This window comes from Mucilaginibacter sp. cycad4, assembly GCF_034263275.1.
Classification (GTDB): Bacteria; Bacteroidota; Bacteroidia; order Sphingobacteriales; family Sphingobacteriaceae; genus Mucilaginibacter.
Window position 1 is genome coordinate 6,559,268 of record NZ_CP139559.1, and the last position, 14,768, is coordinate 6,574,035.

Annotated in this window: 9 protein-coding genes; 3 read left to right on the top strand and 6 right to left on the bottom strand. The window is 43.7% G+C overall.

Going from position 1 to position 14,768, the window contains the following annotated elements; all coding sequences use genetic code 11:
- Positions 1 to 11 precede the first annotated feature (11 nt).
- Both fucP and SNE26_RS27150 read left to right on the top strand, forming a co-directional pair.
- On the top strand, positions 12 to 1,295 hold the full coding sequence (fucP, locus tag SNE26_RS27145; protein WP_321556971.1) for an L-fucose:H+ symporter permease: 1,284 nt from the start codon (positions 12 to 14) through the stop codon (positions 1,293 to 1,295).
- Between the two features lie 19 nt (positions 1,296 to 1,314).
- Positions 1,315 to 2,103, top strand: coding sequence for an SDR family oxidoreductase (locus SNE26_RS27150; protein WP_321556972.1), 789 nt, complete (start codon positions 1,315 to 1,317; stop codon positions 2,101 to 2,103).
- Positions 2,104 to 2,276: 173 nt separating this feature from the next.
- On the opposite strand, the gene SNE26_RS27155 is transcribed toward SNE26_RS27150, so the two are convergent.
- The 6 genes from SNE26_RS27155 to SNE26_RS27180 all read right to left on the bottom strand — a co-directional run bounded on the left by SNE26_RS27155 (position 2,277) and on the right by SNE26_RS27180 (position 10,912).
- A complete protein-coding gene (locus tag SNE26_RS27155; protein WP_321556973.1) occupies positions 2,277 to 3,053 on the bottom strand; it encodes a GLPGLI family protein in 777 nt (258 codons plus the stop codon).
- A 6-nt stretch (positions 3,054 to 3,059) separates the two neighbouring features.
- Entirely contained in the window at positions 3,060 to 5,858 is a 2,799-nt protein-coding gene (locus tag SNE26_RS27160) for an outer membrane beta-barrel family protein (RefSeq protein ID WP_321556974.1), read from the bottom strand.
- Between the two features lie 391 nt (positions 5,859 to 6,249).
- Entirely contained in the window at positions 6,250 to 7,467 is a 1,218-nt protein-coding gene (locus SNE26_RS27165) for an ABC transporter permease (protein ID WP_321556975.1), read from the bottom strand.
- A gap of 12 nt (positions 7,468 to 7,479) precedes the next feature.
- Positions 7,480 to 8,229 (bottom strand): ABC transporter ATP-binding protein, encoded by a 750-nt coding sequence (locus SNE26_RS27170; RefSeq protein WP_321556976.1) that lies wholly within the window; start codon positions 8,227 to 8,229, stop codon positions 7,480 to 7,482.
- Positions 8,229 to 9,554 carry an efflux RND transporter periplasmic adaptor subunit gene (locus tag SNE26_RS27175; protein WP_321556977.1) on the bottom strand — a complete coding sequence of 442 codons (1,326 nt, stop codon included), beginning with the start codon at positions 9,552 to 9,554 and terminating at the stop codon, positions 8,229 to 8,231. The genes SNE26_RS27170 and SNE26_RS27175 overlap by 1 nt, the downstream gene beginning before the upstream one ends.
- An 11-nt stretch (positions 9,555 to 9,565) precedes the next feature.
- Positions 9,566 to 10,912 (bottom strand): TolC family protein, encoded by a 1,347-nt coding sequence (locus SNE26_RS27180; RefSeq protein WP_321556978.1) that lies wholly within the window; start codon positions 10,910 to 10,912, stop codon positions 9,566 to 9,568.
- Between the two features lie 388 nt (positions 10,913 to 11,300).
- Between SNE26_RS27180 and SNE26_RS27185 the strand changes: the two genes are divergently transcribed.
- Positions 11,301 to 13,865: a kelch repeat-containing protein gene (locus SNE26_RS27185; RefSeq protein WP_321556979.1), complete on the top strand. Its 2,565-nt coding sequence runs from the start codon at positions 11,301 to 11,303 to the stop codon at positions 13,863 to 13,865.
- Positions 13,866 to 14,768: the final 903 nt, after the last annotated feature.

The window sequence follows — 14,768 nt, forward strand, 5'->3', positions numbered from 1 at the left end:
GATAAACACTAATGTCAAAAAAAAATAATACCCTGTTCGCCGTAATACTTGTTACCTGTTTGTTTTTTATATGGGGATTCGCATTAAATCTTAATTCTATTCTTATACCACACCTAAAAAAGGCTTGTCAGCTTAGTGACCTTCAGTCATCATTTGTTGATTTGGCATCCTATATAGCTTACTTTGTGCTGCCTATTCCGGCCGCGCTTGTTATGAAAAAGTACGGTTATAAAGGCGGTATATTATTGGGGCTTATGCTTTTCGCTACAGGGGCCTTCCTTATTTATCCTGCATCGGCTGTACGGAGCTATCCTTTCTTTCTCGTGGCATGGTTTATCGTATTTTCGGGCGCAGCTTTCTTGGAAACAGCTGCCAACCCTTATATCACCGTTTTAGGTGATCCGGAGGGAGCTGATCGCCGTATCAATTTCTCTCAATCGTTTAATGGCCTCGCTGCTACACTCGCGCCGTTAATTGGTGGAAAATATATCCTCTCCGGAAAAGTGTTAACAGATGCGGAATCAAGCAAAATGTCGCCCGAGCAGCTGAATGAATATCTTAATCATGAAGCATCATCTGTACAAATTCCTTTTGTGGTAATTGGCGCAGTGGTGCTTGTAGTTGCATTCTTAATTTATCGCACGCACTTCCCGCCAATTGTTGAAGAAACCAGTGAGGAGGCAGTTAACGACAACCGTTCGCTTGGTGTAAGGATAAGCGAGCTGTTGCACGTGAAAAGTTTAAGGGCCGGTATCTTTGCTGAGTTTTTATATGTAGGGGCACAGGCTGGCATAAGCAGTTTCTTTATCCGCTATTCAGAAAAAGTAGCCGGATTTGCTGAAAAACCAGCTTCTTTTTATCTCACTATCGCTTCTGCGGGTTTCATGGCAGGCAGGTTTATTGGTACATTGCTCATGCGTTATTTCAACCCGGTTAAACTGCTTATTACTTATGCAATTATCAATATTTTCCTGATCGGTATGGCCGTAACGCTAAAAGGCGAAGTAGCTGTTTACGCGTTAATGTGTACCTGGTTCTTTATGTCGATCATGTTCCCAACTATTTTCTCGTTAAGTATCCGTGGCCTGGGCGCTAAAACCAAACTTGGTTCATCACTGGTGATCATGGGTATTGTGGGTGGTGCTATATTCCCGGTGATCATGGGCAGGGTATCTGATGCTACACATAACATCCAGATGGCTTATATAGTGCCGGGCTTTTGTTTCCTGGGCATTTTAATATTCGCTATCAATAATCACAAAGTTAAGAAGCTGGTAATGGCCGGCAGTCATTAATATATCTATAATAAATAAAATGAATTTACAACTTACAGATAAGGTAATTATTGTTACCGGAGGGGCCAAGGGCATAGGCGAAGGCATAGTGAAAGTGTTAGCTGCCGAAGGTGCGATTCCGGTTATTATAGGCAGGGGTGAAGCAGATAATATGAAAGCGGTTCAGGCTGTTGAAGCAGCAGGCCATAAGGCGTACCAGGTAGTGGCCGAACTTACCGATCCTAAAGCAAGCGAAAACGCGGTTAACGAAGTAGTAGCCAAATTTGGCCGTATTGACGGGTTGGTGAACAACGCCGGTGTAAACGATGGCGTTGGCCTGGAAAGCGGTGATTACGAAGGGTTCATGGCCTCTTTGCATAAAAATGTGGTGCATTACTACCTGATGGCACACCATGCCCTGCCCGAACTTAAAAAATCAAAAGGCGCTATCCTTAACATTACTTCAAAAACTGCCGATACAGGCCAGGGAAATACTTCGGGCTATGCAGCATCAAACGGTGGCCGTAACGCACTTACCCGCGAGTGGGCTGTTGAGCTTTTGAAATATGGCATCCGTGTAAACGCGCTGGTTGTGGCCGAGTGCTGGACACCGCTTTACGCCAACTGGATCAAAACCCTGCCCGATCCGGAAGCCAAGCTGAAAGAGATCGAAGCGAAAATTCCGCTGGGTAACAGGATGACCACATCCGAAGAGATTGCCAATACCGTAGTGTTTTTATTGTCGCCGGTATCAAGCCATACCACCGGTCAGTTAATTTATGTTGATGGCGGCTATGTGCATTTGGACAGGGCGCTGGCTAATGCGTAAAGGAATACCAAGCGAGTTACTTCCTCCATTGAAGTGTCCTCTCGGTCAAATTATATAAAAAAGCGCCCGTGGGGACACGGACGCTGGGTATGGACTTACTTTTATCAAACTTACGAAGTTTCAAAACCTTCGTAAGTCTTAAGTACACAGGTCGTATAAATCTGTGTACTTATCTACAACGAAAATCCCTTCAAATATTCTTTTCCCTCCGTACCCCAATCTTTCATGGCATTTTGCAATACGGTCATGAAGCTTTTGTTCGTGGCTGCTTTGCCTTTTTTAGGTGCTGTTAATGATTTTTCGTCGATCGGCTGTTCGGTAACTTTAGTGGCAAACCAGGTTACGTTTTCGTGTGGCAGGGCTACGCCTAATATCATACCCGGCAAGCCATTAAATGATTCGGGACCGCCCGAAACAGGGATTTCTTCAGTATAAAATGCTACTACATAAATCGAATCAAGAATCAGGCCGTTTGCCCGGCGACATGGATAGCCGGCAATTTCGCGGGTTTCGCCGGTAAGTTTCCATTTGATATGACGGGTGGTGTCTTTCACTAAAAAGGTTTCTTCAAATACACTTTTTTGGCTGGTACTCATTCCTGTATTAAAGTCAGAAAATACAGTGCTGTTTTGAGCTGTCATCATTGGCTCACTCCAGTAACCGGCTGCTGGTGTTTCCGGTTCAACAGGTGTAAACAGCGTTTGGTTATTGCCAAACTTCAGGGTGCTTTTTAACACCTTAAACTGGGGTTTGGTTTTCTTATATTGTTCATACCTGGGCTGGTACCACATTTCGTTATCTTTATTAATGGCTTTTTGCAACATGGCCCATACATTTGATGTTTTGTTATACTCAATGGTACCGTTAAATGCAAAGTGTTTGTTGCCCTGCGCTAATAAAAGGTTTGCGCTGAATAGCAGTATGGTTGTTATGCTTAAAATCTTTTTCATGATAGGTTATTTTTTAGGTGCACCACCTCCAACTTTGTTAAAATCCCAGGTAAGGGAGAACATAAAATATCTCCTGATGGTGGTATAACGCTCCTGGGTAAGCACATTGGCCGATCCTGTCCGGTTATAGCCAGTATTTTGATTTAGCAGGTCATTGCCTGATACAGTAGCTTTCAAGGCGTCTTTCATGAATGTTCTTGATATGCTGGCATTCAGCAGGAACCTTCTGAAATCCTGCGGGAATGATTTTGTCGGGGCGTTATAGGTATAGTTACCATCCGAGCCGATCTGGAATTTGCCGGGGAGGTAAATATTGAACCCTCCGTTAGCATTAAACCCACGACCGTTATTGTTCAGCACAGTATTAAGTGATGAAGAGTTAATGGTATAAGTAGGCCCCGCCGAAACCCAGGCATCATATTTCTTCTCTTTATATTTAGATAACCTGATGTTGCCCGAGTAGCTGTATGATTTAGTTTCGTTAAGTACGTTATTTGACAGGTTATAGTATGTATTGCCATTGCCATTAAATCCAAGCCCTGCGTTAATATCCAGGCCGGGGATCTTTCTATCAAAATAACCATTAATCCAGAAATTGCTGGTTGATTTGTTTTTAAGGTTTGACGATTGATAAGTACTGATACCCGTAGTAGTATCGCGCATTACGTTACTCACGATAGGGTTACTGGTAGTTGAGTATGATCCGCTGATCCAGATATACTGGTTGCTGATCACCTTGTATGAGTTATAGCTGATATTATACCTGTTGGTAAACGATGGTTTAAGCGCTGCGTTACCTACCTGTATATTCAGTGGGTCGGTATTTACATGTACCGGCTGGATCTGATCGATATTGGGCTGTGTGGTATTCCCGTTGTAGCTCAATCTTAAGCTTGATTGTTTGGTGAATTTGTACTGGAAGGATGCTTGCGGATACCAATTGGTAAAATTACGTACCAGATCGGCAATCTGCCCAAATTCATCAACCTGCTTAAACCTTACGCCGGCTACCTTGGTGCCAAAATTGAATGAATATTTTTGTTTTTGTACATTAAATACCATACCTCCCTGGTTTGACAACTGGTTTAGCTTATAATCGCTGCTGTAAACGCTATCGAGCATGGTATAAGGTCCTCTGCCTGCATCTTTGTTGAACGTGCGCCTGTCGGTAGTAGCGTTGTTTACCGATAAGGCATAGCTAATGGCAAGGGTAAAATCCTTAGCCAATGGCTCGGTATAAGTTATGTTGGTATTGATATTAGTGCTTTTGGTTTTATTTATCTTGTACTGATCGATAGTGTCTTTGCTTACATAGGTACCAACCGAATCGTAGAACCGTGTATTAGATTTTAAGAAACCTTTGGAGTCGCTTTCGTTATATGCAGTTTTGAAGTTTATCGAAAGTGTACGGCTTTTTTTCTTGAATTTTTTGGTGTAAAATGCATTGGCGTTAAATACCTTGCCATCAACATCGGCAGTGTTTTCACGATCATTACTGTTGATGAGGCTTCCATCAAGGCGGCGGGTTTGAGTAGCGAAATTATTCCTGGTATTGCTGTTTTTTAAAGTTCCGTCGGCAGTGATCTTCAGGTTTTGCATCGAGTCGAGCTTCACCTGATAGTTTACATCCAGCTTTTGGCGGAACATATAATTATGGTTACGCTGATCGCTGTTGCTGTTTGATATATTACCCGGAAAGTTATTTTGCTGCTGGGTATTGCTCGTACCATCAACAGTTAGCGAACCTATTTTATAATTAGTGTTTAACGATTCCTTATCGCTGTTCCATTTGGTATCATAATGCGCGCCGCCGGTACGCGCTACGGGTTTCCCTTTTCCGTTGTACCTGCCGTCAAAACTATCCAAATCGTCACCGCCCCCGAAAATATAAATGCCACCGTCGTCGCCAAACTCCATATTGCCGCCGCCGCCGTACTTGTTATTATCCTCCCAGCCTAAACCTGTTTTGCCGGTGTTGCCGAGGGTGCCGTAAAGTGAAAATTTCTGTTTGCCTTTAAAGCGGTTAAACAAGGCCTGGCCCTGGTAATAGCCATCGGTACCTATACCGCCGTCAAGTTTTCCAAAGTAGCCGTTCTTTTTATCTTCCTTAAGTTTAATGTTGATGGTTTTGTCTTTTACGCCATCATCAATGCCAGTAAAGGCTGCCTGATCGCTCTTTTTGTCGTAAAGCTGTACTTTATCCACCATATCGGCGCGCAGGTTTTTGGTAACCAGCGTAGGGTCATCGCCAAAAAACTCTTCACCGTCAACCAGTACTTTCTTTACTGTTTGGCCTTGTGCGGTGATCTTGCCGTCTTTATCTACCTCAATACCGGGCAATTGTTTCAGCAAGTCTTCAACTTTTGAGTTGGGCTGGATATTATATGCTGCCGGGTTAAATTCGGTAGTGTCCCCTTTAATTTTGATGGCAGCTGCTTTACCCTTTACAATAACTTCCTGTAAAAGCCGCTCCTTGAGTAACATGCTGATCCGTCCAAAATTATGCGTAGTGTGGGCCGAATCTAAAGTAAAGCGCTCTACAAAATCGGCATAACCGGGGTAGGTGGCCAGTACAATAAACTTACCCTTGCTTAAATTGTTAATGGTGAAGGTGCCATCATCCTTAACACGGGTGAATTTTTGCAGGATGGAATCTTTAGCGCTAATAACGCTGATGCTGGCGTTAGCTAATTTTGAATTGGCAACGGTATCGGCTAACGTTCCTTTAATGCTGTAATTGGTTTGGGCTGATAAGTTTGCTGCACCCACGAAAAATAGCAGTAGTCCAATAATTGTGATTTTCATAAGGTCGATTATGAAAGCCAAAATATAACTAAATAGTTAGTTGTGCAAGAGATTTAACATTTTATACTGTAGATTTAACATTTCATCGCCAAAATTTAACATTTGGTCGTGGTTGGATATGTTAAAATACGGTGATGATAGCATGGTGCAGACCGGCCAGAGGCCGGGGTATAGTTGCCACTCGCCAAAGGCGAGCGGCGGCGGGCATCAAATTGTCATGCTAACTTGTTTCAGCACCTCACGGGACAGGTTGACGATTTGCTTAGCATGTTCGCTTAGCGAGTGGGGTGTTGAAACAGGTTCAACATGACCTTTATTATTGTTTTTGCGCCGCCGCCCGGCTTCAACCGGGTGGAACATCTCACGGCCTCTGGCCGGCGATTATAACACTTTACTCATATCTCAAAGCCTCAATAGGATCTAACCTTGCGGCCTTTTGTGCGGGGTAATATCCAAAAAAGATCCCCGTAATGGCGCAAACCACAAATGAGAGTAATACCGATGATTCAGATACGATGGTTGGCCATGATAAGGCGAGCGTAACCAGGTTTGATGATACAATCCCCAGCACTACACCAATAACACCACCCGTAATACTGATCAGGATAGCCTCCATTAAAAATTGGAGCATGATATCTTTTCCGCGTGCACCGATAGACATACGCAGGCCGATCTCGCGGGTACGTTCTGTTACCGAAACATACATGATATTCATGATGCCGATACCGCCAATTACCAGCGAAATGCCGGCAATTACGGTAAGCAGCACGGTAAGTAACCCGCTGGTTGAGCTTAGGGTATTGATCAGTTCGGCCTGGGTACGCACGGTGAAATCGTTATCCTCGCTATCGCGCAAACGGTGCGAATCGCGGATGATCTGGGTCATTTCGGTTACAGCTGCATCTGTCACTTGTTCGTTTGCTGCAGATGCATAGATATTTTGATAGTAGATAGTTGCCAGGATCCTTTTTTGGATGGTAGTATAAGGCGCTATCAGGATGTCGTCCTGATCCTGCCCGAAGGCGTTTTGTCCTTTGGGATTGAGTATGCCAATAATTTGGAAAGGGATCTTGTTAAAGCGGATCACCTTGCCTATAGGATTTTCGCCATTAGGAAAAAGATTGTCGATAACCGTTTGTCCTATCAAACAAACTTTGGCCGAGGTCATCACATCCTGTTCGGTAAAGGCTATGCCATCTTTTAAACTTAGCTTGCGAATGTCGAGGTAATCCGGACTTACACCCTGTATAGTTGTAGGCCAGTTTAATGCGCCATTAATAGCCTGCCCTTTTGAGGTAATTGAGGGAGATAGCGCGGTGATATATTGCGCCTTTTGCAGGGCTGTGATATCTTTTTGGGTGAGCGTTTGAAAGCTTGACCCCGCAATGCGCACACCGCCGTTTAAATTACTGCTTGGCAGCACCGTGATCATATTTGAACCCATGCTTGATAACTGGTCGTGGATGCTTTGCTTTGAGCCCTGGCCAATAGCCACCATCGCTATTACCGATGCTACACCTATAATGATACCCAGCATAGTTAAAAAAGCCCTCAGTTTATTACGCTGAAGTGCTTTGTAAGCTATCCTTATCAGGTTAAATAAATTCATGGTTGCTTAACTTTAATAATCATCAGTAACGGGTAAACCAGCAAGCACTTCTTTTGCCGAGCGTTGATTGGTATTCGGGGTATCCTTCTGGATCCTGCCATCACGTAACTGAATGGTACGGCTGCTGAAGGAGGCAATATCAGGCTCATGCGTTACAAACACAATGGTTTTGCCCTGCTGTGAGTTGAGTTCCTGCATTAATAACATGATCTCGTAGGAGGTGCGGCTATCCAGGTTCCCTGTTGCTTCATCGGCCAGGATCATTACGGGTTCGTTCACCAGGGCACGGGCTATGGCCACACGCTGCTGCTGCCCGCCCGAAAGCTGGCTTGGCGTATGGTCAAGCCGTTCAGCCAGTTTTACGGCTTCCAGCGCGTGGATAGCCCTGTCGCGGCGCTCGCTTACGCTGATTTCTTTGTTATACAAAAGTGGCAGCTCCACATTTTCTAATGCTGATGTACGGGGTAACAGGTTATAGGCCTGGAAAACGAATCCTATTTTACGGTTGCGCAGCTGGGCTAACTCATCCCGGGAAAGCTTCTTTACATCTACTCCGTCCAAAAAATAGTCGCCGATAGAGGGCTTATCCAGGCAGCCTAAAATATTGAGCAATGTGGTTTTGCCGCTGCCGCTGCTGCCCATAATGGTTACAAACTCACCTGCCTCTACCTCAAAAGAAATACCTTTAAGCGCACGTACGGTTTCACTGCCCATCTGAAATTCGCGTTTCAGTTCACGTATATCTAAGATTTTTTTGCTCATTACCGGCGTCCTCCCCCTCCGCCACGTGGTCTTTGTGGCATAAACGGACTACCTGTTGATTTGGTAGCTGCTGTAGACGAGCCTGAAGCCCCGCCGGTAATACCGGTGATCACCGCATCATCAGCTGTTAAGCCCGATAATACCTCAACCTGGGTATTATCATTCAAACCTGTCTGGATTTTTTTACGAATTATCTTTTTGCCCTGTAATATCCATACTATGGCGGTTTGTCTGTTTACGCCGCTGCTGTCTTTGCGACTTTTGGCGGTATGCATGGCCTGGGCATTGTCATTGGCCCCGCCGTTTCCTGCCCCGCCCGCAGCGCTGCTGCCTCCCTGACCGCCGCTTCTTTTTTTGCTGCCTTTGTGTCCCAGTTTACCTACTATTTCATAATCTTTCATTAATGCCGAATCGGGAGTAAAACTCAATGCTTTGGCCGGGATCAGCAGGGCGTTATTAACTTCTTTGGTGTAAATAATGATGCTGGCGGTCATGCCGGGCTTCAGTTTCATATCATCATTAGGGGCATTGATAATGGTGGTGTAAGTAACCACGTTTGATGACACTGAAGGGTGCAGCCTGATATCCTCAACCGTGCCCGCAAACTGGTCGTTTATAAAAGCGTCAACCGTAAATGAAGCCCGCTCGCCCGCTTTTACATCGCCTATATCGGCTTCATCCACATTGGCTTCAACTTCCATTTTGGTAATATCTTTAGCAAGCACAAACAAGGTAGGGGTACTGAAACTTGCCGCAACGGTTTGACCCACGCTCACGTTACGGTTAAGTACCACACCATCAATGGGCGAATAGATATCCGCATAAGATAAATTCTTTTCGGCCGAACGGACCTGTGCTGCCGCACTCTTAACCGATGCTTTTGCCGCGTTCAGTGTATTGAGCGCGGTGTCATAATCAGCTTTGCTGATGGCATCGGTTTTGAACAGCAGGTTTTGCCTGCCGAAGTTGTTTTGCGCAAAAACCAACTGGCTTTGCGAATTAAGCAATGTGCCCTTAGCCTGATCAACCGTGGCCTGTAACAGCGACTTATCCAGTTCGGCAATGAGCTGGCCTTTTTTAACTTTCGAATTAAAATCGGCATAAACATATTTAATAATGCCCGATACCTGGGTGCCTACCGTAACAGTATCCACCGGCTCGATACGGCCTGTTGCTGTTACGCTTTGGGCTATATAGCCTTTAGCTGGCTTTTGGGTTTGCAGCACAATGGGTTCTTCCTTTTTTCTGATGAACAGGAACCAGATGAGCGCCAGCGCTACTACTATGCCTGCAATAATGAGTATCTTTTTATAACTGCTTTTCATGATAACCGGTATTATAATGTAATAGGTACCCCCCTGTAAAAATCATAGATCTTTAATGTGAGCAGGGCATTGTATTTGGCCTGTACAAATGATTGCTGTGCCTGCACAAACAAGTTTTTTTGCAATAAAAAATCAACCGTATTGGCTACGCCCACTTTAAGCTGCTCGCTGGCAATGCGGTAGCTTTCCTTGCTGTATTTATATTCTTCGGCAGCGGCATCAAACTGGCTGCGTGCGTTTTGTACGTTAATGTAAGCCCGCTCAACGGTTTGGGATAACGTGATCTTAGTGTTTTTAAGATCAAGCTGCGATTGCTTTACGCTGATCTTTGCCTCTTCAACCTGTGTTTTTACCACCCTTTTGGTGAAGATTGGGATAGCCAGGGTAAGCCCCAATTGCTGGTAAAAGTTATTATTGATCTGGTTTCCGAATGAAACTCCCTGCCCATTGGCATACCCGGTATTAAGCGATGCGCCTGCTGTAAGTGTAGGTTTATAACCAGCTTTCGCTTTCTCCACGTCATATTGTGCTATCTTAACGCCTAACTCACCGCTCTTAACCTCAGGGCGGTTTTGCAGGGCTGTTTGTTCAGCTTCACGGAATGATGAAATACTATCAATTGGGGCAATCACTGTATCCGGCTGCATAATATCGAAACTCAGATCGGTTGGCAATACCAGCAATTGCTTTAGGGTAAGCAGATCATTACGAACGGCATTTTTTGAATTTACCAGCGTATATTGGTCGGTAGCCTGCTGGGCCTGCAGCTGGATCAGATCCTTACGGGCCACGCTGCCTACATTGTAGCGCTGCTGCTGCAGTTTAACCTGTGCCTGGGTAGTGCTGAGCAGATCGGTATTGTAGATCACGGTTTCCTTATCCAGCAGTACAGTAAGGTAGGCCTGCGTTATCTGTAAAACAATATCGTTTTCCTGCTGAAGTATACCCAGGTTGGCCGATTGTACCTGCAGGTTTTTTTGCTGGATATTGTTGTTGATGTAGCTGCCGTTATACAGCGTAACATTTGAGCTTAGCCCGTACGAGCCCGATACGTTATAACCCGAGTGCCTTCCGTTGTCGCCGTTGCTGAAATTATTGCCATGAGCAAAGGTTTGTGAACCCGTGGCCGAAAGGTCGGGCAGGCGGGCGGCTTTAGCTAATAAATATTCCTGCTGACTGGTTTGCTGCGACAGGCGCAATGAGTTGATCTGGATGTTGTTCTTTTTGGCATAGTCGAGACACTTAGCCAGGTCCCACTTGAGCGATTTGCCCACCAGTGTGCTATCCTGGGCGTAAAGATCTGAACAGCCCATGAGCAATAAAAAGAACGTTATGATATGTTTTACTTTCAATGGCATAGTTTTTAAAATTATACCTGTAGCGGCTGATACTTACTCGTTAGTGCAAGTAAGAATATCTGCTCTGGGCAAAATGTTTTAGTATGACTATGCTCAGGCCCATAAGTAATGTATTATTTTTATTACGGTAAGTGCCTGAGGGGTAGGTTTATAGTTGAAAATGTGCACTTAAATGCGCTTGCGGCGGGTTTAACGCGCTTATGTAAAAAGTTTTTTACGGTTGATTAATTAGCGCGGCCGTATTGAGGTATAATGGGTGCAGTTGCAGCAAACCGACGGTCGAAATGATGAAAATCCCCCTCCTGCGGTACTCAAAAAATGTATATTTTAGCATATTATTCTAACCTGTAGTGCTGTCCTGATCAGCGAGTTTAAACATGTATTATCAATGGTGAAAAAAAGTGAGGTTTTAATGCTTTCAAAAAGGGCATGTAAGCTTGTATTGCTTTTTATTATACTGCTGTCTGCAATTAAGAGCAGGGGGCAGGGGTTGCAGTTTGGTTCAAATGATAGCTTGATGAGCAAGCGTACCTCTTACCAGGTTTTTAAGGATGATTTGCCAACTTTTCATGACCGCCTTGTTATTGGTTTCGATCTTTCACTATGGGACAACCAACACCTTGGCTACATCCTAAACTTAACAGATGACAAGGGCAACTCATACAGCCTGAGTGCCATTTATAACCAGGGTTCATTCCTCAACTTTAATATTGATAGCCGGAGCAACAAACTCAGCATTCCCCTTCCTGATGCTTTGCTGAAAAGACGTAAATGGTTTAAGGTGATAGTTGATCTTGACCTGAAAGGTGATAAGGTAGGCATCTCCGTAAACGGGAAATGGTATCGGGCCAACGAACTGGGTTTTACCGGTAAAATAACTGCAAAGATCACTTTCGGTAAAAACGAACATTATTCGGACGTGCCCAATATGGCCATCAAAAACCTGGTTGTCAGTAACGATGATAAAACCTATACATTCCCGCTTAGTGAATGGACGGGGAACGATGTTTTTACAGCCGGTGGTGATAACCTGGGCCATGTTGACAATCCGGCATGGCTTATCAATGAATCATATTTCTGGAAGCAAAAGTTCGAGCATACTTTTAATGAGGTTGCCGGAATCAACTTTAATGAAAAAAATGAGCAGTTCTTTATTTTTAAGAGTGATTCGCTTATGTTTTATGATGCAGGGCGTGACGCAGTGGGAACAAAGCCGTTCAAAAATAAACTGGCCGTCCCCCTGCACCTGGGCAAAAGCATCGTAAACCTTAAGGAAAATAAGTGTTATATATATGAAGTGCTCAGGGCCCCGCAGCCTGCTCCAAGCATTGCTTCCTTTAACCTTGATAGCCTTAACTGGGATTTTTATGGTAAATCGACCATAATGGAGCAAAGGCACCATCATAATATTTTTTATGATAAGGACTTTAATAACTTTTACCTGTTTGGCGGGTACGGCTCATTTAAATACTACAATAACTTTTTTAAATACGATAAAATTACGGATGCCTGGCAGCAGCAAAGCTTTACCGGCGATGTGATCAATCCGCGGTTTTTCTCGGCAGCAAGTACGGCCGATCAAAACAATGACGTTTATATTTTTGGCGGTTACGGCAATCAATCGGGCAACCAGGTAGTAGGCGGGATGCACTATTATGATCTGTACCGGGTTAACCTTAGCAGTCGTACCATCAAAAAATTATGGGATATTAAGCCGGACGAGGAGGCATTTGTACCTGCTAATAACCTTATCGTATCAAAGGATAAGCATTTTTTTTATGTGTTATGCTATCCGCACGAACGGCCTAAAACCAGTTTACGCTTATATAAGTTTTCAATAAAGGATGGTTCATACCATGTTGTAAGCGGTACTATCCCCGTTGTGTCCGAGCGGATAGAAACAGATCATAACCTGTTTTACAATGCTAAACAGGATGTGTTTTATTGCACTACCCAGGAGTTTGAAACACCATCCCGGTCTACCATAAAAATCTTCGCACTAACTGCACCGCCTGTGAGCCAGGAGGCATTTGTAGCCGCCCACCAACCCAAAAGCAAATCTTTTACTTTATACAGGATATTGGGTGGTGCGTCTGCGCTTGTGTTGTTATGCGGGATCGTCGTATTTTTCTTAAGGCGGAAAAAGGAGAACGATGAACCTGCTCCTGTTGTTAACGAAGAGCGTATTGCCGAAGAAAAAAGTGAAACTGAAATAGGTAACAAAGCCAACGCTGTTTATCTCCTGGGCGAGTTTACTGTTTACGATAAAAACAAGCGGGATATTACTTACCTGTTTAGTCCCAAGATCAAGCAGCTGTTTATTCTTATTTTGTTAAACAGCCGCGAAAAGAATGGGGTGGTATCAAAAAAAATCTCTACTACGTTGTGGCCTGAGAAGGATGTGGTTAAAACTAAAAATATTCGAGGCGTAACCATCAATCACCTTCGCAATATCCTTTCGGATATAGATGGCCTGGAACTTGCCTTTCTGAATGATACCTATAGTTTTATCATCACCGAAGATTTTTATTGCGATTATTTTGTGGTGAGGGAGTCACTTAAACAGACTAATGGAAGTGAGCCGTCTGCGTTCAATTATTTCGACTTGGTTGCCCGTGGCGGGCTGTTGCAGCATATTCCTGAAATTTGGCTTGATGATTTTAAACAGGAGTACGAGGAAGCACTGATGCCGGTTGTTTTGCCGGCGATAAAAAAGGTTTATGATGCCTTTGATTATAAAAAAGCATTGGAGATCTCACGCATCGTGCTGAATATCGATCCGTTTAATGATATCGGTATCAAGTTTAAACTTAAAGCTCTGCGCCGTACCAAAGGCATTGAACATGCCCGGAAAATTTATGAGGAGTTCAGTGCCGAATATGAAAAGTCATTAGGCGAAGAGTACCCTGTTCCTTTCGAAAAGATCTGTTCTAACAAGTCAGACCCACGCTGACAAGAATAGTTAAAATGCTGATAATTAATGGGATATTTAAGGAAGATGAATCTTTCATGAATAAATTCTACTAAATATATAGATTTAATAGAATATTTATATATTTGCAACAGATTAGTTTGCAAATGGGGTTCATTTTAAACTAAATGGCAGGAGCTGGCCGGCAGCAAATGGATGGTTCGATTCCACCCCTGCATCTCTTCTCATCTCATGATTTATGTTTTATAATTGGTTAGCAAAAAGAGTATTCCTGCCCATCAGGAACTCTTTTGCCTTTTTGGGGAATTTTTGATACTACCCATGACAGGATAAAATAACGGTCATGTTGAACTTGTTTCAACACCTCACCTGCTAAGCCCCACGCTAAGCAAATCGACTACTTGTTCTGTGAGGTATCGAAACAAGTTCGGCATGACACTCTGGGCTTGTCTTTGGGTAATTAGCGATGGCGGGTTGGGCGCGTTAGGGATTGCAGTGAAAGTCCGCAGTGTGCGCAGGGTTTGCGGGCAGGAAAGGCGAGGACTTGGAACGAAAAGCCCGGGCCGCAGGCAACGCCCATATTTTTAAAGGCGATGTTCTTGTAATCTTATATTAATTTGGACATCATTAGCTGCCTATAAATCAATTATTTGTATATAAAATAAACCTTACTCCAAACTGTAAAACTTTATTGAATCAATTTCCTTCAGCTTTCACAATTCCGCGGCGTTACAATCCGGAATTATAGACATAAGTGCAAATTTTAACCTAAACAATCATTAAACCATGCTTTACGGGATAAAATACTTATTAAAATAATTTAAAAAGTTCTTTTAATTCAAATTTTGTTTTATTAAGTTTGTAGTGATAATGCACAGCTTATTATTATACGCACTTTACTTTACCCTCATGTCGGTGAGGATA